Here is an 18,513-nt window from a genome sequence, read left to right as displayed (position 1 = left end):
GTGGGAAATGTGCCTTGGAATTCCCGGCCGGATTGTCGAGATCACCGACACAGCCAACTATCTGGCGAAGGTAGATGTCAGTGGCGTACGGCGGACGATCAGCATCCGGCTGCTCGAGAAGGACCCGCCTGAACCGGACGAGTGGGTGCTGGTTCACGTCGGTTTCGCGATGGCCAAGATCGACGAGACGGAGGCGTTGCTGACGCTTGCGGCTGTCCAGAAGCTCGGCACCAGTTACGTCGAAGAGATAGAAGCCTTCGATTCGTCATCAATCATCTGAAAAAGGAGGACACGCCATGCGTTTCGTTGACGAGTTCCGTGATCCCGCGGCCGCCCGCAAGCTCCTCGGTGCCATCGAAAGGCTCGCGGGCGACGGCGCCGAACACTTCAAGTTCATGGAGGTGTGCGGCGGACACACTCACACCATCTACCGGCATGGTATCGAGCACCTGTTGCCGGATAACGTCGAGCTGGTGCACGGCCCCGGCTGTCCGGTCTGCGTAATCCCCATGGGCCGTATCGATGACGCGATGTGGCTGGCGCAGCAGCCCGATGTCATCTTCACCTGTTTCGGCGACATGATGCGCGTGCCCGGGTCGAACGGCAGCCTTTTGGACGCGAAGGCGCGCGGGGCCGATGTGCGGTTCGTCTACTCCCCGCTGGACGCGCTCAAGCTGGCTCTCGACAATCCCGACAAGCAGGTGGTGTTCTTCGCGATCGGCTTCGAAACCACCGCGCCGTCCACCGCGGTCACCCTGGTGCGCGCCCGCGAGCTGGGCGTCGAGAACTTCGCAGTGTTCTGCAATCACGTCACGATCGTGCCGCCGATCAAGGCCATCCTCGATTCGCCCGATCTTCGACTGTCCGGCTTCCTCGGGCCCGGCCACGTGTCGACCGTCGTCGGGAACAGGCCGTACCGGTTCGTCCCCGAGGTCTACGGTAAACCCCTGGTGGTAGCGGGATTCGAGCCACTTGACATCTTGGCATCGGTGGCAATGCTGTTGACGCAGATCCGCGAGGGTCGCTGCGAGGTTGAGAACCAGTACTCGCGCGTGGTGCACGAGGAGGGCAATGTCGCCGCCCTCACACTGATGGCGACGGTCTTCGCGCTGCGTCCGCACTTCGAGTGGCGCGGGCTGGGTTTCATCTCCCAAAGCGCGTTGAAACTGCATGACGACTTCGCGCAGTTCGACGCCGAACTGCGATACGCGATGCCCGGTGTCCGCGTGGCCGATCCGAAGGCGTGTCAGTGCGGCGAGGTGCTCAAGGGCGTCCTGAAGCCATGGGAGTGCAAGGTTTTCGGCACCGCGTGTACCCCGGAGACACCGATCGGGACCTGCATGGTGTCCGCCGAGGGCGCCTGCGCGGCGTACTACAACTTCGGCCGGATGCACCGCGACGCCGCCAAGCTCGTGGGGCTCGGTGCACGGGGGTGACCCCGTCGTCGGCAGCCCAGCGATCCCTTGACACCGAGGGCGTCGAGATGTTCGCGCGCTACGCCTACGCCCCGAACCGACTCGGCTATTGCGGCCCGCCGGAAGCGGGCACCTTGCGGGGCGGCTCGGCCGACGAGGTGCGAGAAGTCGCGAAGGGGTTTTCCGGCGCCTGGCCGTACCTGCAGGTGTTGTCCCGGATGACCGGTATCGCAGATCCGTTGGACCATCGACTCGTCGAGTCATACTGGCTTGGTGGCGGCGTCGCCGCCGATCTCGACCCGAGGGAGTTCGCCGACGAACTGCTTGCGGTGATCGGCCCGCGGGCGGGCCACTACTGGTCGCACCTCACCTCGGATCTCGGTGCCGAAGCGGCTGGCAACCATTGCTTCCACGTATTCGGGGTGTATCCATGGTCGCGGCTGCTCGGCCGCGGAATGGACGAACATCCGCTGCGGGTTCTCGACGGCTGCCGAATAACGTGGGCCACCGTGCTGTCCCGTGCCGATCATCAGGTCGAGGTGTCAGCCCCCGAGCTGGTCTGGGACGGCCACGCCCTGGGGATGTCCGAACCGTCGGTACGGCGACTGGAAATCTGGGAGGACGGGTACAGTGCTGTGCCCGATGCCGCTGCCGGCGACGAAGTCGCCGTGCACTGGGGTCGATTGTGCGGTCGGCTGTCGGCCGATCAGGTTCGGACGCTTCAGGACAGTACGGCCCGGCAGCTCAGGCTCACCAATCACCGTCTTGCGCAGGCGCAATGAGACCTCGGATCGTGCAGGCCGACGGTCAGATCGGATTCCATTGGGCGACGCCGGCGGGCACACCGGCGACGTTGTCCGAGTTGGTCATCGACGATGATGAGGCCGATCGACTTGTGGCGACTCATCTGGAGGCCCTCGACGATGCATTGATCATCGCCGCAGCACGGTTCGGTGACCTGCTAGGCGGCGGCCGTCGACCGGACACGGAAAGCGAGAGGGACGACCTGGTCCAACTGCACCGCGCTCTGGACCGACTCTGCCACGAATACGCGACGGCGACCGAGATGACGGGCATCGATGCCGATGTGCGGGCCGGCAAGATCATCGGGACCGCTGCGTTGTTCTCGATATGTGCCCGAGAACCCCTGGGCCTACTGGGACCCGCCCCCTTCGACGGCGAACTCGACGACCCCTCACTCGGTGTGGTCAGCGGATACGGCGAGATGTGTCAGGCGGATTCGGATGCGCCGTGGAAGGGCGGGCGCTGGATCGTCCGTACCGAGTCGGGACTGCGATTCCCGCTCACGCTGTCGATGATGCTGTTCGACAGCTCCGGGGTGAACAAGGACGCCGCGCGTAACGAGCATCGAGACGCTCTGTTGGCGGTGGTGACCGCCGCCGGCGCGCCCGAAGCCGACCCGCTAGCGACGGCGTGCGCCCTGGACTGGCTGCTGTACGACTGGCTGATGGCCAATCGCGACGGGCCGGACAGCGCGGCGATCGAAATCCCCAAGGGCAGAGACGGCGACGCTGCGGTGATCGTCACCGCCGCCGCCGCATCGGTCGCGGCGCGGGCCACGGTCGACCCAGGGCTTCTGGCCCTGCCGATAGAGCGCTGAGAGCTCGTACTCGCCAATCACCTGGCATATCCCCCATATCGGGGTCTACCCGCTTGCCTTAGGTCAGTAGACATGCGGTTACCGGTAAGACCCAGTGGTCCTCGGCGACACCGTTTTACGTTGCGGCACTACAGCGAGCAGGGAGGCAGGCATGGGTATCTATTCGCCGATACTCGTCCTGTCCGCGATCGCCGCCGCGTTCGCGGTCAGCTCAGTGGGGATGGCGCTGGCGATCGGTCCGCGCCGGTATAACCGAGCCAAGCTCGATGCCTACGAGTGCGGTATCGAACCGGCCGAGAGACCGACGGCGTCGGCGCGGATCCCGATCAGGTTCTATCTGACCGCGATGTTGTTCATCGTGTTCGACATCGAAATCGTGTTTCTGTACCCGTGGGCGGTGTCGTTCGACTCATTGGGTGTATTCGCGTTGGTCGAGATGTTGCTCTTCATGCTGACGGTCTTTGTGGCCTACGCCTACGTGTGGCGGCGAGGTGGCCTCAATTGGGACTAGAAGAGCAGCTGCCGGGTGGGATCTTGTTATCCACTCTGGAAAGGGTGGCCGGGTACGTACGGAAGGGCTCCTTGTGGCCTGCGACGTTCGGATTGGCGTGTTGTGCCATCGAGATGATGTCCACGGCGTCACCGCGGTTCGACATCGCGCGGTTCGGAATGGAGCGGTTCTCGGCGACACCGCGGCAGGCCGATCTGATGATCGTGGCCGGCCGGGTCTCTCAGAAGATGGCACCGGTGCTTCGTCAGGTTTACGACCAGATGGCTGAGCCGAAATGGGTTCTGGCGATGGGCGTGTGCGCGTCCTCGGGCGGGATGTTCAACAACTACGCAATCGTGCAGGGCGTCGACCACATCGTGCCGGTGGACATCTACCTACCGGGGTGCCCGCCGCGTCCGGAGATGCTGTTACACGCCATCCTGATGCTGCACGAACAGATTCAGAAGATGCCGCTGGGTGTGCACCGCGCCGAGGCCATCGCCGCGGCCGAACAGGCCGCGCTGTCATCGCCCCCCACCATCGAACTCACCGGCCTGCTCCGATGAGCGGGACATTCGGCGTGAATGGCATGCGCCACGGAATGTTCGGCGTTGCGGGCAGCGGCGACACGTCCGGCTATGGGCGGCTACTGCAGCCACTTCCCAAGCGGCCGAGCTCCTCTCGCCCGTACTCCGGCTACTTCGACGAAGTCGTCGACCTGCTGACAGCCACGCTTGCGAAGTCCGGCGTCGCTGACGCCATCGAGCGCGTTGTCGTCTTCCGCAAAGAACTGACACTGGAAGTACGAAGGGAGCACTTGCTTGCGGTGGCACAGGTGCTGCGGGATGAACCAGGGTTGCGGTTCGAGCTGTGCCTCGGGGTGTCGGGGGTGCACTACCCCGACGACGGCGGCCGTGAGCTGCACGCGCTGTACCCGCTGACGTCGATCACCCACAACCGTCGCATCCAGCTCGAGGTGAGCTGCCCCGACGCTGATCCGCATGTGCCGTCGCTCTTTTCGGTCTATCCGACGACGGACTGGCACGAGCGCGAAACCTATGACTTCTTCGGGATCGTCTTCGATGGGCATCCCTCGCTGACCCGTATCGAAATGCCCGATGACTGGCAGGGCCATCCGCAACGCAAGGACTATCCGTTGGGCGGCATCCCCGTCGAGTACCGCGGCGCTTCGATTCCGCCACCCGACGAGCGCAGGGCCTACCGGTGACGGCCGAGACCGTGATCACGGTGGCTGGGCAGGATTGGGACCAGATCGTGGCGGCGGCCGCGGCTGGGTCACCGTCCGGGGAACGCATCGTCGTCAACATGGGACCCCAGCACCCGTCGACGCACGGCGTCTTGCGGCTGATCCTGGAGATCGAGGGCGAGACGGTGACCGAGGCCCGCTGCGGTATCGGCTACCTGCATACCGGCATCGAAAAGAACCTCGAGTACCGCAACTGGACCCAGGGCGTGACGTTCGTTACCCGAATGGACTACCTGTCCCCGTTCTTCAACGAGACCGCCTATTGCCTGGGTGTCGAGAAGTTGCTCGACGTCACGGATGACATTCCTGAGCGCGCCAGCGTGATTCGGGTGCTCCTGATGGAACTCAACCGCATCTCCAGTCATCTGGTCGCCCTGGCGACCGGCGGCATGGAGTTGGGAGCCATGAGCGCGATGTTCTTCGGATTTCTCGGTCGCGAAGACATCCTGAAGGTTTTCGAGGCGATCACCGGCCTACGGATGAATCACGCCTACATCCGGCCGGGCGGGCTGGCCGCCGACTTGCCCGACGACGGCATCGACCGAATCCGAGCGCTGTGCAAGACCCTGCCGGGCCAGCTGAGCGATCTCGAGGACCTGCTGCGCGAGAACGCGATCTGGAAGGCCCGCAACAAGGGCGTCGGATACCTGGATCTGACGGGGTGCATGGCACTCGGGATCACCGGACCGGTGCTGCGGTCCACCGGACTTCCGCACGACCTTCGTAAGACCCAACCCTATTGCGGCTACGAGACATTCGACTTTGATGTCGTCACCGACGACGGATGCGACGCCTACGGTCGCTACTTGATCCGGGTCGAAGAAATGAAGGAATCACTGAAGATCGTCGAGCAGTGTGTGCAGCGCCTGGAGCCCGGTCCGGTGATGATCACCGACAAGAAACTGGCCTGGCCGGCGGACCTGAAGCTGGGGGCCGACGGCCTCGGCAACTCTGCTGAGCACATCTCCACGATCATGGGCGGCTCCATGGAGGGGCTCATCCACCACTTCAAGCTCGTCACCGAGGGAATCCGGGTTCCGGCCGGACAGGTCTACGTCGCCGTCGAAAGTCCTCGGGGCCACCTGGGTGTGCACATGGTGTCCGACGGCGGCACCCGGCCCTACCGGATCCATTACCGCGACCCCTCGTTCACCAACCTCCAAGCCGTGGCCGCCATGTGTGAGGGCGGCTTGGTCGCCGACGTCATCGCCGCCGTCGCGAGTATCGACCCGGTCATGGGCGGGGTGGACCGCTGATGAGCGCTCGCGCGAAGAGGCACAACCGATGACGGTGGACCTGCAACTGGGGCCACGGCCCGATGATCCCGGCCCGCCGATTGGTAATGGCGCCACGTATCCCCCCGACGTGACGGCGCGACTGGCCGCCGACGCCGCTGCGATCATCGCGAAGTACCCGAAGCCCCGCTCTGCGCTCCTGCCGCTGCTGCATCTGGTGCAGGCTCAGGACGGCTACGTCACCACCGTCGGCATCAATTTCTGTGCGCAGCAATTGGATCTGACCGATGCAGAGGTGACGGCGGTCGCCACCTTCTACTCGATGTATAGGCGCAGTCCGACCGGTGAGTACCTGGTCGGCGTGTGCACGAACACGTTGTGCGCGGTGATGGGCGGCGATGCGATTCTTGGCGCCCTCCAGGATCATCTCGGTGTCGATGTCGGGCAGACCACCGATGACGGACGGGTGACGCTCGAGCAGGTCGAATGCAATGCCGCGTGTGACTACGCGCCGGTGGTGATGGTCAACTGGGAGTTCTTCGACAACCAAACACCAGATAGCGCATGTGAACTCGTTGACGCCCTGCGCGGCGGCCAACCACCGCTGCCCACGCGTGGTGCAGCGCCATGCAGCTTCAGAGACACTTCCCGCATGCTGGCCGGGGCGCCTGTCGACCGCCCGGACGCCGATGCCGAACAGGCCTGTGTGGCGACGCTAGCCGGGCTGCGCGTGGCGCGCGAGCTGGGGCTGACCGCGCCCGATATACCCGACGTCACAACAGATTCGGGGCAGTAATGGTACCTGCGCAAGCCCAGCCGACGCCCCTGACGCCGGTGCTGAGCCGGTTCTGGGATGAGCCGGAGTCCTGGTCGTTGGCGACCTACCGACGCCACGACGGCTACCGCGCCCTGGACAAGGCGCTGGGTATGGAACCCGATGACGTGATCGCCCTGGTCGAGAAATCGGGATTGCGGGGCCGCGGCGGCGCGGGCTTCCGCACCGGCACCAAGTGGTCCTACATTCCACAGGACGACACCGGGGTCGGCGCCAAGCCGCACTTTCTGGTCATCAATGCCGACGAGTCCGAACCTGGTACGTGCAAGGACATTCCGCTGATGTTGATGTCCCCGCATGCGCTGATAGAGGGCGCCATCATCGCCGCCTACGCGATTCGTGCACACCAGGCATTCATCTATGTGCGCGGGGAGGTCGTTCCTGTGCTGCGCCGACTGCAGTCCGCGGTGGCCGAGGCGTATGCGGCGGGTTATCTGGGCAAGGACATCGGCTGGTCCGGATTTGACCTGGACGTGGTGGTACACGCCGGCGCGGGGGCCTACATCTGCGGAGAGGAGACCGCTCTGCTGGATTCGCTCGAGGGTGGCCGCGGCCAGCCCCGGTTGCGACCGCCGTTCCCTGCGGTGGCGGGCCTGTATGCCTGCCCCACGGTCGTCAACAACGTCGAGACCATCGCGAGCGTCCCACCGATCCTGCTGAACGGCATCGACTGGTTTGCCTCCATGGGGTCAGACGAATCACCGGGTTTCACACTGTATTCACTGTCCGGGCATGTGAAACAGCCCGGCCAGTACGAGGCACCGCTGGGTATCACCCTGCGTGAGTTGTTGGCATACGCGGACGGTGTACGTGAGGGGCACGAGTTGAAGTTCTGGACCCCGGGTGGTTCGTCGACACCGTTGCTGACCGCCGAACACCTTGATGTGCCGTTGGATTACGAGGGAGTTGCCGGCGTCGGCTCGATGCTGGGCACAAAGGCGCTCCAGATTTTCGACGAAACCACGTGCGTGGTGCGCGCTGTGCGGCGCTGGACCCAGTTCTACGCGCACGAGTCCTGCGGCAAGTGCACTCCGTGCCGGGAAGGCACGTACTGGCTTACACAGATCTATCGACGACTGGAGACCGGGTCGGGCACCCAGTCGGATATCCAGAAGTTGCTCGACATCTCAGACAGCCTGTTCGGGAAGTCGTTCTGTGCGTTGGGTGACGGCGCCGCAAGCCCGATAATCTCCTCGGTCAAATTCTTCCGGGCGGAATACGAAGCACACCTGCGCGACGGCTGTCCGTTCGACCCGTCGGCCTCCATGCTCGCGCCACCCGAGGCCCTGATATGACCCTCGCCGACCACCGCAAGGAAGCTGACGCGGAGCGGGTGCGCCTCACCATCGACGATGTAGAACTCAGCGTGCCCAAGGGCACCTTGGTGATTCGGGCCGCTGAATTGATCGGTGTGCAGATACCGCGCTTCTGTGACCATCCGTTGTTGGAGCCGGTGGGAGCATGCCGTCAGTGTCTTGTTGAGGTGAAGGGTCAGCGTAAACCGGTGGCGTCGTGCACTATGGCCGTGACTCCCGACATGGTGGTGCGCACGCAGCACACCTCGCAGACCGCCGGCACGGCTCAACTGGGCGTGATGGAGCTGTTGCTGATCAACCACCCACTCGACTGCCCCGTGTGTGACAAGGGTGGGGAGTGCCCACTGCAGAACCAGGCCATGTCCAACGGAAGGTCCGAAAGCCGCTTCACCGACACCAAACGGACCTTCCCCAAGCCGATCAACCTCTCGACGCAGGTGCTGCTGGATCGCGAGCGCTGTGTGTTGTGCGCCCGGTGCACCCGCTTCTCGCAGCAGATCGCGGGCGATCCGACCATCGAGCTCTTGGAACGCGGCGCATTCCAACAGGTCGGCATCGCGGCCAATGAACCGTTCGACTCCTACTTTTCGGGTAATACCGTTCAGATTTGTCCGGTCGGCGCATTGACCGGCAGCAGTTACCGCTTCCGGGCCCGGCCCTTCGATCTCATCTCCTCGCCGACTGCGTGCGAACACTGTGCATCCGGATGCGCGCAGCGCACCGACCATCGCCGCGGAAAGGTGTTACGCCGCCTCGCAGGTGATGACCCACTTGTCAATGAAGAGTGGAACTGCGACAAGGGGCGTTGGTCCTTCCGGTATGCCGACGTCGGCGATCGCATAACCACGCCCCAGATCCGTGGCGTTGACGGCGCGCTGCGCCCGGCTTCCTGGCCGGAAGCGCTCAGGCTGGCTGCTGCCGGGCTGGCTGCGGCGAAAGGAAATGCCGGAGTCCTGGTTGGCGGACGGTGCACCGTCGAGGATGCCTACGCCTACAGCAAGTTTGCGCGGATGGTGCTGGGCACCAACGACATCGACTTCCGCATCCGGCCTCACTCGAGCGAGGAGGCACAGTTCCTTGCCGCGAACGTCGCCGGGCAACCGATGACGGTCAGCTACGGCGATCTCGAACAGGCACCGGTGGTGGTGATCGCCGGGTTCGACCCCGAAGAGGAATCACCGATCGTGTTCCTGCGGCTACGCAAAGCCGCGCGAAAGCACGGCACACAGGTGGTTTCGATCGCGCCGTTCGCGAGCCGTGGCCTGAAGAAAATGGGCAGACGCGTCGTCATGACGGCGCCAGGAGCCGAGGCCGCCGCCCTCGCCGGCCTGTCGGGCGACCCGCTGTTGTGCCAGCCCGGTGCTCTCATTTTGGTGGGCGAGAGACTGGCGACCAGCCCCGGGGCGCTGTCCGCCGCGATTCAACTTGCCGCCGCGACCGGCGCACGCCTGGCGTGGATTCCGCGGCGGGCCGGCGATCGTGGCGCACTCGAGGCAGGTTGCCTGCCCAACCTGCTGCCCGGCGGTCGGCCCGTCGCCGATAACCGGGCCCGCGAACAGACCGCCGCGGCCTGGAACCATACCGACCTGCCCGCGGTGCCCGGGAAGGACACAACCGAGATCCTGGCCGCCGCCCGTGCCGGTGAACTCAGTGCCCTGCTCGTTGGCGGAATCGATACCGCGGACCTACCCGACCCGGGTGCCGCGCTCGCCGCCATCGCTGCTGCGCGATTCGTCGTGAGTCTCGAACTGCGGGAGAGCGCCGTCACCGAGCTCGCCGACGTCGTTTTCCCGGTGGCACCCGCCGCCGAGAAAGCTGGAGCATTCCTGAACTGGGAGGCCCGGTTTCGGTCATTCGAGGCCGCGCTGACCACCAACGCGGTCGCGGACCTGCGGGTCCTGCACGGGCTGTCCGACGAGCTCGGTGTCGACCTCGGTTGCCCTACCGCCGCGATGGCGGCCGCCGAGATGGCGCGGCTCGGGGTGTGGGTAGGGCGCCGCAGCGCCGCACCGCAAGATCCACCCGCCGAGCCTCCGCGGCTCGATGTAGGCCAGGCGGTGCTGGCGGGTTGGCGGATGCTGCTCGACGGTGGCCGACTCCAGGACGGCGAACCGAATCTGGCCGGCACCGCGCGGCGTCCCGTTGCCCGGTTGTCGGCGGCGACGGCCAGTGAAATCGGACTAGTCCCAGGTGATTCAGTGACTATCAGCACCGTCGATGGGGCGGTCCACCTACCGCTGTCGATCACCGAGATGTCTGATCGCGTCGTCTGGCTGCCGCTCAACTCGGCCGGGTCGGCGGTCCACGCCCAGCTCGGAGTCACCACCGGCGCGGTGGTACGAATCCGGAGGACAGTGTGACGCACCAACCCGACCTCTCCTGGTTCGGCCATGACCCTTGGTGGTTGGTTGTGGCCAAGGCACTCGGGGTGTTCGCATTCCTACTGGTGACCGTCCTGGTAGCGATCCTGCTGGAGCGCAAAGTCCTTGGGCGGATGCAGATGCGGTTCGGTCCGAACCGGGTGGGCCCCTACGGATTGTTGCAGTCGCTGGTCGACGGCGTAAAGCTCGCCCTCAAGGAGGGACTGGTTCCCGCAGGGGTCGACAAGCCGATATACCTGCTCGCGCCCATCATTGCGGTGATCCCGGCGTTCATGGCGTTCGCGGTGATCCCCATGGGCGGGGCGGTTTCGGTGTTCGGACATCGCACTGCGCTGCAGATGACCGATCTCGCCGTCGCGGTGCTCTACGTCCTCGCGGTCACCTCGATCGGGGTGTACGGGATCGTGCTGGCAGGCTGGGCGTCCGGCTCCACCTATCCACTGCTGGGCGGACTGCGCTCCAGCGCCCAGGTGGTGTCCTACGAGATTGCGATGGCGCTCTCCTTCGCCGCGGTGTTCCTGCACGCGGGCACCATGTCGACCTCGGAGATCGTGGCGGCGCAGAGCGGGACTTGGTACATCTTTCTGTTGCTGCCGTCGTTTCTCATCTATGTCACAGCGATGGTGGGCGAAACCAACCGCGCACCATTCGATCTGCCCGAGGCCGAAGGTGAACTGGTCGGCGGCTTCCACACCGAGTACTCGTCGCTGAAGTTCGCGATGTTCATGCTCGCCGAGTACGTCAACATGACCACCGTCTCCGCGCTCGCGACGACCATCTTCCTCGGTGGCTGGCAGGCGCCGTGGCCGTTCAGCGTGTGGGACGGTGCCGACTCCGGTTGGGTGACCCTGATCTGGTTCACCGCAAAGGTCTGGATCCTCCTGTTCGCATTCATTTGGCTGCGTGCGACCCTGCCGCGATTGCGTTACGACCAGTTCATGGCGTTGGGCTGGAAACTGCTCATCCCGGTTTCACTGGCCTGGATCATGACCGTGGCCACCTTGCGCACCCTCGACACCGAGGGAGAACTCTCGGCAGCTATCGCCGGCCTCGTGCTAATCGCGCTGGCACTGATTGTGTTGCGGTGGAACCGAGTCCAACGCACACACGAGCCAGAGACGACAGACCAGTCGTTCGATCCGATGCACGGCAGATTCCCGGTCCCGCCACTGCCAGGACAAGAGCCTGTCGTCGAGCCAATCCACAACGGGAACTCGATCTCGATCGACGCTGTGCTGAGCAAGGGGAATAGTCACGATGCCTAAGTTTCTCGCAGCGGTCGCCGGTTTCGGAGTCACGTTCTCGACGATGTTCAAAAGGCCGATCACTGAACAGTATCCGGAGCACAAGGAGCCGACCGCGCCGCGCTACCACGGCCGCCACCAGTTGAACCGCTATGACGACGGGCTGGAGAAGTGCATCGGCTGTGAGCTGTGTGCGTGGGCATGTCCGGCCGACGCCATCTATGTAGAAGGCGCGCAAAATACTGAGACAGAGCGCTTTTCACCCGGCGAACGGTACGGCCGGGTGTATCAGATCAACTACCTGCGCTGTATCGGCTGTGGCCTGTGCATCGAGGCGTGCCCCACCCGTGCACTGACGATGACCAACGAATTCGAGATGGCCGACGACAATCGCGCGGACCTCATCTACGGCAAGGACAAGCTCCTGACACCGCTGCAACCCGGAATGGCGCCTCCACCACACCCCATGGCCGAAGGCACCACCGACGAGGACTACTACCGCGGCAAGATCGCCGGTGCCACTGATGCCGATGCCGACGGGGGTGTGGACTCGTGAACGTTGCCGCATCGACGGCGCTCCTTGCGGCCGAGCCCCTCACGCAGACCTCGACCGCCGAGGCGGTGGTGTTCTGGATTCTGGGGTCGGTGACAGCGCTCGCGGCCCTAGGCGTGGTCGTGGCACCAAGTGCGGTGTACTCCGCGATTTTCCTGGCAACCACGATGATCAATCTGGCCGTTCTCTACATCGCCCAGGACGCGCTGTTCCTCGGTGTCGTGCAGGTGATCGTCTACACCGGCGCGGTGATGATGTTGTTCCTGTTCGTGGTCATGCTCGTCGGGGTCGACCTGTCCGAATCTCTGGTCGAAACCCTACGCGGGCAACGCATTGCCGCCATTGTCGCGGGAGCGGGTTTCGCAATTGTCTTGACCGGCACATTCGGCAACATCGCGACCACCGGGTTCACGGGCTTGGCCGATGCCAACGCCGGCGGTAACGTGCAGGGGCTGGCGGCATCGATCTTCACCAGATATCTCTGGGCCTTCGAGCTCACCGGTGCACTGCTGATCACCGCCACCTTGGCTGCGATGATGCTGGCCCACCGCGAACGTTTGACGAGACGCAAGAGTCAACGTGACCTGGCGCGGCAACGGTTCCAGCCCGGCGGACACCCCACCCCGTTGCCGGCACCCGGCGTCTACGCGCGCCACAACGCCGTCGACATTCCGGCCCGGCTCCCCGATGGCGGCGTCTGCGACCTCTCGGTCAGCAGGACCCTGAAGCGAAGGGGACTCGTGCTGACGCTGCTCGTCTCTGAATCTCGTACGACATCATCTCGCACGACATCGACATCGACTTCGACAGTGGAAGAGGGTGTGCAGTGAATCCGGTCAACTATCTCCACTTGTCGGCGTTGCTGTTCACCGTTGGTGCGGCCGGAGTGCTGTTGCGGCGCAATGCGCTTGTCATGTTCATGTGCATCGAGCTGATGCTGAATGCCGCCAACCTGGCGTTCGTGGCGTTCTCGCGGATGCACGGCCACCTGGATGGTCAGGTGGTGGCGTTCTTCACGATGGTGGTCGCCGCCTGCGAGGTCGTGGTGGGCCTCGCGATAATCATGACGATCTTCCGCACCCGCCGATCGGTTTCGGCCGACGGCGCCAACCTTTTGCGGAACTGACATGGCGACTCTGGTGTGGCCGTTGGTCGTCCTGCCGTTGGCAGGTGCGGTCGTGTTGCTTCTGGCCGGACGGCGCAGCGACCGCTGGGGCCATCTGCTCGCTTGCGCGACCTCGCTGGGCGCGTTCGCGCTCGGATTCGCGTTGTTCGTCGATCTGCTCGGTCGGGACGCCGCCGACCGGGTGATTCACGAAAGCCTGTTCACCCCTTGGGTGCCGGTTGCGGGCCTCCAAATTGATTTCGGCCTGCAGCTCGACGCCCTGTCGATGTGCTTCGTGCTGCTGATCACCGGAGTCGGCTCGCTCATTCACATCTACGCGATCGGCTACATGGCCGACGACCCCGAGCGGCGCCGGTTCTTTGCCTACCTGAACCTGTTCGTGGCGGCGATGCTTCTGCTGGTGCTGGCCGACAATTACCTTGGCCTGTACGTGGGTTGGGAAGGCGTCGGTTTGGCGTCGTATCTGCTCATCGGGTTCTGGTCCCACAAGCCGTCGGCGGCAACCGCGGCCAAGAAGGCGTTCGTCGTGAACCGGGTCGGCGATGCCGGACTGATGATTGCGATGATGGTGATGTTCGCTTCTATCGGGTCCATTTCCTACGCTGGTGTGTTCGGCGCGGCCGCGGCGTTGTCGCAGGGCACCTTGACCGCCATCGGTTTGTTGTTGCTGCTTGCCGCGTGCGGCAAATCCGCGCAGGTGCCGCTGCAGTCATGGCTCGGCGACGCCATGGAGGGCCCCACACCCGTGTCGGCGCTCATCCATGCCGCGACGATGGTGACCGCCGGGGTCTATCTGATCGTGCGGTCCGGTCCCGTTTTCAACCTGGCTCCCAACGCCCAACTCGGCGTCGTGATCGTCGGCGCGGTCACATTGCTGTTCGGGGCTGTCGTCGGCTGCGCCAAGGACGACATCAAGAAGGCCCTCGCCGCATCGACCATGAGCCAGATCGGCTACATGGTGCTGGCTGCCGGTCTCGGCCCAGCCGGGTACGCGGTGGCGATCATGCACCTGCTGACCCACGGCTTCTTCAAGGCAGGCCTTTTCCTGGGGGCGGGGTCGGTGATGCACGCCATGAACGACGACGTCGACATGCGTCGCTACGGCGGTCTGCGGAAGTTCCTGCCCATCACCTTCGTCACCTTTGGGCTCGGCTATCTGGCGATCATCGGCGTGCCTCCGTTCGCGGGGTTCTTCTCCAAGGATGCGATCATCGAAACAGCTTTTGCCGCAGGAGGACTCAAAGGGCTGATCCTCGGCGGTGCCACATTGCTGGGAGCGGGGATCACCGCCTTCTACATGAGTCGTGTCATGCTCATGACGTTCTTCGGGGACCGCCGCTGGAACGACGGTACCGCAGACACAGCTGGTGATGGCCCCGTCAGGCATCCGCACGAACCCGCCGCGGTGATGACCTGGCCGATGATCGCGCTTGCGGCGGGTTCGGTCGCCGGCGGCGGTCTGCTCGCGATCGGCGGCACGTTGCAGAACTGGCTCGAACCCGTCGTCGGTCATCACGAAGCCGAACACGCGACCCCGGTGTGGGTGATGACCGTCATCACTCTCACGGTCGTCGCCATCGGCGTGGCGATCGCCTACCGGATGTACGCCACCCGCCCCGTGAAAGCATTTGCCACTTCATGGGTTTCGGGTGCGACCGCCGCTGCCCGCGACGACCTCTACGGCGATGCGATCAACGAGGCGATCTTCATGCGTCCCGGCCGCACTTTGAGCCGTTCTTTGGTCGCCGTCGACAGGAAAGGTATCGATGGGCTCGTAGAGGGATTGGCCGGATTGATCGGTGCAACCTCGGCTCGGATCCGGCTGCTCCAGACGGGGTTCGCGCGGTCATACGCGCTATCCATCTTCGTCGGCGCCACGCTGGTGGTCGTGGCCATGGCCCTGGTGAGGATGTGGTGAGTCACTTTCCATGGCTGAGCGCGCTGTGGTCGGTGCCGCTGATCGGCGCCGGCGTGGTCATGGTGCTGCCTGCGACACAACGGCATCTCGCGAAGTGCACCGCACTGATGACTTCGATCGCCGTCCTGGCCATCGCGGTTGCATTGGCTGTTCAGTTCCAACCTCAGGGCAACCAGTATCAGTTCGTCGAATCGCATATCTGGATACCGTCATTCGGCGCCGGCTATATCCTCGGTATCGACGGCATCGCGTTGGCGTTGGTACTGCTCACCGCGGTGCTGGTGCCGCTGATTCTGCTCGCCGGCTGGAACGACGCGGGCGGTCGCGGGCGATTGGTCCACACTTACATCGCGCTGATTCTGGCTGTCGAGGGCATGGTGCTGATATCGCTGATCGCCCTCGACGTGCTGCTGTTTTTCATGTTCTTCGAGGCGATGCTCATCCCGCTGTACTTCCTCATCGGGAGCTTCGGCGACACGGGTCGCTCGAGAGCCGCGCTGAAGTTTCTGCTGTACAACCTTTTCGGCGGGTTGATCATGCTGGCCGCGGTGATCGGCCTGTATGTGGTGACCGCTCAGAGCGGCATCTTCGGGTCGGGGACGTTTGACTTCCGCGCCATCGCCACCGCAGTGTCCTCCGGCCAACTCGGCATCAATCCCGCTGCGCTCAACGCAATGTTCCTCGGCTTCATGTTCGCCTTCGCCGTCAAAGCGCCGCTTTGGCCTTTTCATACTTGGTTGCCGGGCGCCGCGGTGGAAGCCACCCCGGCTGCCGCGGTGTTGATGATGTCGATCGTCGACAAGGTGGGCACCTTCGGCATGCTTCGCTATTGCCTGCAGTTGTTCCCCGACGCATCAGTGACGTTTCGGCCGTTCATCATCACCCTGTCCGTGATTGCGATCATCTATGGGGCGATTGTCGCGATCGGACAGACCGACGTGATGCGGCTGATCGCCTACACGTCGATATCACACTTCGGATTCATCGTCCTCGGCATCTTCGTGATGACCAGCCAGGGGCAGTCCGGCTCCACGCTTTACATGGTCAACCACGGGATTTCGACCGCGGCGCTGTTCCTGATCGCCGGATTCCTGGTGTCGCGGCGGGGCACCAGGATGATCGCTGCCTACGGCGGGGTGCAGAAGGTCGCGCCGGTACTGGCCGGCACCTTCATGGTCGCGGGACTGGCGACGCTCGCCCTACCGGGTCTGGCACCATTCATCAGCGAATTCCTCGTGCTGATAGGCACTTTCACCCGATACCCGGCATTCGCGGTGCTGGCCTCTATAGCGCTGGTGCTGTCGTCTGTGTATATTTTGTGGCTCTATCAGCGGATGATGACAGGTCCGGTCACCGACGGGAACGACAAGCTGCGTGACCTGCTACCCCGTGAGCTCGCGGTCGTCACACCGCTCATCGCCTTGCTGCTGATGCTGGGTATTTATCCCAAACCCGCACTCGATGTGATCAATCCGGCGGTCGACCGCACCTTGATAACCATCGGCCAGCACGATCCGGCCGCTGCGCCCACAACACCGATGACAGCCGAAGGACCGCATCCATGAGTATGCCTACTCCGAGCGTCGAATACGGCGAGCTCTCGCCAATGCTCATCGTCTTCGGTATCGCGGTTGCCGGGGTAGTCGTGGAGGCGTTCGTGCCGCGTGACCGCCGCTATAGGGTCCAGTTGGTGCTCAGTGTGGCCGCGTTGGCCACCGCCCTGGCGGCGGTCATCATGCTGGCGGGGACGAAACATGCTGCGGTGGCAGGCGCGGTCGCCGTGGACGGGCCTGCCCTGTTCCTGCAGGGCGTCATCCTGCTGGTCGGCCTACTCGCGGTGCTCCTCATCGCCGAGCGTGGCCCCTCCACCGGCTTGGAAGGCTTCACCCCGCAGGCTTCCGCAGTTCCCGGCAGTGTCGCGCAACTCGAAGCTACCGAAGCGAAGATCATCCAGACCGAGGTGTTCCCGTTGACGATGTTCGCGGTGGGCGGGATGCTGCTCTTTCCCGCCGCCAACGACTTGCTGACGATGTTCATCGCGTTGGAAGTGTTCTCGCTACCCCTGTATCTGCTCTGTGGGCTGGCTCGCCATCGACGCGTGCTTTCCCAGGAGGCCGCGTTGAAATACTTTCTGCTGGGGGCCTTCTCGTCTGCATTCTTCCTGTACGGCGCAGCGATGCTGTACGGGTTCTGCGGCACCCTGAGTTTGACGGGCGTCGGTGACGCGATCACCGCCGGATCCGGCAACGTATCGCTTGCGATCGTCGGCGCGGGTCTGCTGTCGGTGGGAATCCTGTTCAAGGTCGGCGCCGTGCCGTTCCATTCCTGGGTCCCGGACGTCTACCAAGGCGCACCGACACCGATCACCGCATTCATGGCCGCCGCCACCAAGATCGCAGCTTTCGGGGCCATGTTGCGCATCTTCTACGTCGCGCTGCCGGGCCTGCGTGACGACTGGCGACCGATCCTGTGGGCAATCGCCATCCTGACAATGGTCGCGGGTTCGGTGTTGGTAGTCACCCAAACCGACATCAAACGAATGCTTGCCTACTCCGCGGTCGCTCAGGTCGGTTTCATTCTGATGGGCGTGATCGCAGCCAACGCCGCCGGGATCTCTTCGACGCTGTTTTATCTTGTTGTCTACGGCCCCAGCGCGCTTGGTGCGTTCACCATCGTCACACTCGTCCGCGCGGGCGGGGGTGCGGAGGACACCGACATCGCCCGGTGGGCCGGGCTGGGGCGACGGGCGCCTCTTCTAGGCGCGGCGTTCGCGCTTTTCCTGCTCGCGTTCGCCGGGGTCCCGCTCACGGGCGGCTTTGTCAGCAAGTTTGCGGTGTTCACGGCCGCAGCCGAAGGAGGTGCGGTCCCGCTGGTCATCGTCGGCGTCATCGCCAGTGCCGTCGCCGCATTCGCCTACGCGCGGGTGATCCTGCTGATGTTCTTCGCGCCACCACCGGATGACAGGCCGCAGGTGGTGGCGCCCAGTTCCGCTACGGGCGCGGCAATTGTGGTGGCGGTCGCGGCAACGGTGTTGTTCGGCATCTTGCCGCAGCCCATGCTGGATCTGGCGGAGAGTGCCGGTGCGTTCCTGCGGTGAGCTGCCGTGCCTTGG

Annotated in this window: 18 protein-coding genes; all 18 read left to right on the top strand. The window is 64.3% G+C overall.

What is annotated here, in order from left to right; genetic code table 11:
- Positions 1 to 7 precede the first annotated feature (7 nt).
- The 18 genes from CSQ99_RS14860 (at position 8) to nuoN (ending at position 18,498) form a co-directional block, all read left to right on the top strand.
- Positions 8 to 280, top strand: a complete 273-nt coding sequence (locus CSQ99_RS14860; RefSeq protein WP_099039805.1) for a HypC/HybG/HupF family hydrogenase formation chaperone — start codon at positions 8 to 10, stop codon at positions 278 to 280.
- 16 nt (positions 281 to 296) lie between these two features.
- Complete coding sequence (gene hypD / locus CSQ99_RS14855; protein ID WP_099039804.1) at positions 297 to 1,436, top strand: hydrogenase formation protein HypD; 1,140 nt, start codon at positions 297 to 299, stop codon at positions 1,434 to 1,436.
- Positions 1,437 to 1,483: 47 nt separating this feature from the next.
- Entirely contained in the window at positions 1,484 to 2,197 is a 714-nt protein-coding gene (locus CSQ99_RS14850; protein WP_099039829.1) for a DUF6390 family protein, read from the top strand.
- The gene (locus tag CSQ99_RS14845) at positions 2,194 to 3,036 is read left to right on the top strand and encodes a hypothetical protein (protein ID WP_099039803.1); all 843 of its coding nucleotides are present in this window, start codon (positions 2,194 to 2,196) and stop codon (positions 3,034 to 3,036) included. Before CSQ99_RS14850 ends, CSQ99_RS14845 begins: the two co-directional genes overlap by 4 nt.
- Before the next feature lie 151 nt (positions 3,037 to 3,187).
- Complete coding sequence (locus tag CSQ99_RS14840; RefSeq protein ID WP_099039802.1) at positions 3,188 to 3,547, top strand: NADH-quinone oxidoreductase subunit A; 360 nt, start codon at positions 3,188 to 3,190, stop codon at positions 3,545 to 3,547.
- Positions 3,538 to 4,092 (top strand): NuoB/complex I 20 kDa subunit family protein, encoded by a 555-nt coding sequence (locus CSQ99_RS14835; RefSeq protein WP_099039801.1) that lies wholly within the window; start codon positions 3,538 to 3,540, stop codon positions 4,090 to 4,092. Before CSQ99_RS14840 ends, CSQ99_RS14835 begins: the two co-directional genes overlap by 10 nt.
- Entirely contained in the window at positions 4,089 to 4,754 is a 666-nt protein-coding gene (locus CSQ99_RS14830) for an NADH-quinone oxidoreductase subunit C (RefSeq protein ID WP_099039800.1), read from the top strand. Before CSQ99_RS14835 ends, CSQ99_RS14830 begins: the two co-directional genes overlap by 4 nt.
- Positions 4,751 to 6,049 carry an NADH dehydrogenase (quinone) subunit D gene (gene nuoD, locus CSQ99_RS14825; protein ID WP_099039799.1) on the top strand — a complete coding sequence of 433 codons (1,299 nt, stop codon included), beginning with the start codon at positions 4,751 to 4,753 and terminating at the stop codon, positions 6,047 to 6,049. The genes CSQ99_RS14830 and nuoD overlap by 4 nt, the downstream gene beginning before the upstream one ends.
- A gap of 28 nt (positions 6,050 to 6,077) precedes the next feature.
- The gene (nuoE, locus tag CSQ99_RS14820; protein WP_099039798.1) at positions 6,078 to 6,824 is read left to right on the top strand and encodes an NADH-quinone oxidoreductase subunit NuoE; all 747 of its coding nucleotides are present in this window, start codon (positions 6,078 to 6,080) and stop codon (positions 6,822 to 6,824) included.
- Positions 6,824 to 8,158 (top strand): NADH-quinone oxidoreductase subunit NuoF, encoded by a 1,335-nt coding sequence (gene nuoF, locus CSQ99_RS14815; RefSeq protein ID WP_099039797.1) that lies wholly within the window; start codon positions 6,824 to 6,826, stop codon positions 8,156 to 8,158. The genes nuoE and nuoF overlap by 1 nt, the downstream gene beginning before the upstream one ends.
- Positions 8,155 to 10,539 (top strand): NADH-quinone oxidoreductase subunit G, encoded by a 2,385-nt coding sequence (locus CSQ99_RS14810; RefSeq protein ID WP_099039796.1) that lies wholly within the window; start codon positions 8,155 to 8,157, stop codon positions 10,537 to 10,539. Before nuoF ends, CSQ99_RS14810 begins: the two co-directional genes overlap by 4 nt.
- The gene (gene nuoH / locus CSQ99_RS14805; RefSeq protein ID WP_099039795.1) at positions 10,536 to 11,825 is read left to right on the top strand and encodes an NADH-quinone oxidoreductase subunit NuoH; all 1,290 of its coding nucleotides are present in this window, start codon (positions 10,536 to 10,538) and stop codon (positions 11,823 to 11,825) included. Before CSQ99_RS14810 ends, nuoH begins: the two co-directional genes overlap by 4 nt.
- The gene (gene nuoI / locus CSQ99_RS14800; protein ID WP_099039794.1) at positions 11,818 to 12,360 is read left to right on the top strand and encodes an NADH-quinone oxidoreductase subunit NuoI; all 543 of its coding nucleotides are present in this window, start codon (positions 11,818 to 11,820) and stop codon (positions 12,358 to 12,360) included. Before nuoH ends, nuoI begins: the two co-directional genes overlap by 8 nt.
- Positions 12,357 to 13,187: an NADH-quinone oxidoreductase subunit J gene (locus tag CSQ99_RS14795; RefSeq protein WP_099039793.1), complete on the top strand. Its 831-nt coding sequence runs from the start codon at positions 12,357 to 12,359 to the stop codon at positions 13,185 to 13,187. The genes nuoI and CSQ99_RS14795 overlap by 4 nt, the downstream gene beginning before the upstream one ends.
- Positions 13,184 to 13,483: an NADH-quinone oxidoreductase subunit NuoK gene (gene nuoK / locus CSQ99_RS14790; protein ID WP_099039792.1), complete on the top strand. Its 300-nt coding sequence runs from the start codon at positions 13,184 to 13,186 to the stop codon at positions 13,481 to 13,483. The genes CSQ99_RS14795 and nuoK overlap by 4 nt, the downstream gene beginning before the upstream one ends.
- Before the next feature lies 1 nt (position 13,484).
- Positions 13,485 to 15,401, top strand: a complete 1,917-nt coding sequence (gene nuoL / locus CSQ99_RS14785; RefSeq protein ID WP_099039791.1) for an NADH-quinone oxidoreductase subunit L — start codon at positions 13,485 to 13,487, stop codon at positions 15,399 to 15,401.
- Positions 15,395 to 16,966, top strand: a complete 1,572-nt coding sequence (locus CSQ99_RS14780; RefSeq protein ID WP_099039790.1) for an NADH-quinone oxidoreductase subunit M — start codon at positions 15,395 to 15,397, stop codon at positions 16,964 to 16,966. The genes nuoL and CSQ99_RS14780 overlap by 7 nt, the downstream gene beginning before the upstream one ends.
- Positions 16,963 to 18,498: an NADH-quinone oxidoreductase subunit NuoN gene (gene nuoN / locus CSQ99_RS14775; RefSeq protein ID WP_099039789.1), complete on the top strand. Its 1,536-nt coding sequence runs from the start codon at positions 16,963 to 16,965 to the stop codon at positions 18,496 to 18,498. Before CSQ99_RS14780 ends, nuoN begins: the two co-directional genes overlap by 4 nt.
- The last annotated feature ends 15 nt before the right edge of the window (positions 18,499 to 18,513 follow it).

Source organism: Mycobacterium neglectum (assembly GCF_002591975.1).
Lineage (GTDB): Bacteria > Actinomycetota > Actinomycetes > Mycobacteriales > Mycobacteriaceae > Mycobacterium > Mycobacterium neglectum.
This window is presented reverse-complemented; position numbering and strand designations above follow the sequence as displayed.

Excerpts from the sequence above, each read along its gene's own strand:
- nuoL (WP_099039791.1), top strand. The coding sequence starts at position 13,485 with ATGGCGACTCTGGTGTGGCCGTTGGTCGTCCTGCCGTTGGCAGGTGCG.
- CSQ99_RS14840 (WP_099039802.1), top strand. The coding sequence starts at position 3,188 with ATGGGTATCTATTCGCCGATACTCGTCCTGTCCGCGATCGCCGCCGCG.
- nuoN (WP_099039789.1), top strand. The coding sequence starts at position 16,963 with ATGAGTATGCCTACTCCGAGCGTCGAATACGGCGAGCTCTCGCCAATG.
- nuoF (WP_099039797.1), top strand. The coding sequence starts at position 6,824 with ATGGTACCTGCGCAAGCCCAGCCGACGCCCCTGACGCCGGTGCTGAGC.
- CSQ99_RS14810 (WP_099039796.1), top strand. The coding sequence starts at position 8,155 with ATGACCCTCGCCGACCACCGCAAGGAAGCTGACGCGGAGCGGGTGCGC.
- nuoE (WP_099039798.1), top strand. The coding sequence starts at position 6,078 with ATGACGGTGGACCTGCAACTGGGGCCACGGCCCGATGATCCCGGCCCG.
- nuoI (WP_099039794.1), top strand. The coding sequence starts at position 11,818 with ATGCCTAAGTTTCTCGCAGCGGTCGCCGGTTTCGGAGTCACGTTCTCG.
- CSQ99_RS14850 (WP_099039829.1), top strand. The coding sequence starts at position 1,484 with ATGTTCGCGCGCTACGCCTACGCCCCGAACCGACTCGGCTATTGCGGC.
- hypD (WP_099039804.1), top strand. The coding sequence starts at position 297 with ATGCGTTTCGTTGACGAGTTCCGTGATCCCGCGGCCGCCCGCAAGCTC.
- CSQ99_RS14830 (WP_099039800.1), top strand. The coding sequence starts at position 4,089 with ATGAGCGGGACATTCGGCGTGAATGGCATGCGCCACGGAATGTTCGGC.
- CSQ99_RS14845 (WP_099039803.1), top strand. The coding sequence starts at position 2,194 with ATGAGACCTCGGATCGTGCAGGCCGACGGTCAGATCGGATTCCATTGG.
- CSQ99_RS14860 (WP_099039805.1), top strand. The coding sequence starts at position 8 with ATGTGCCTTGGAATTCCCGGCCGGATTGTCGAGATCACCGACACAGCC.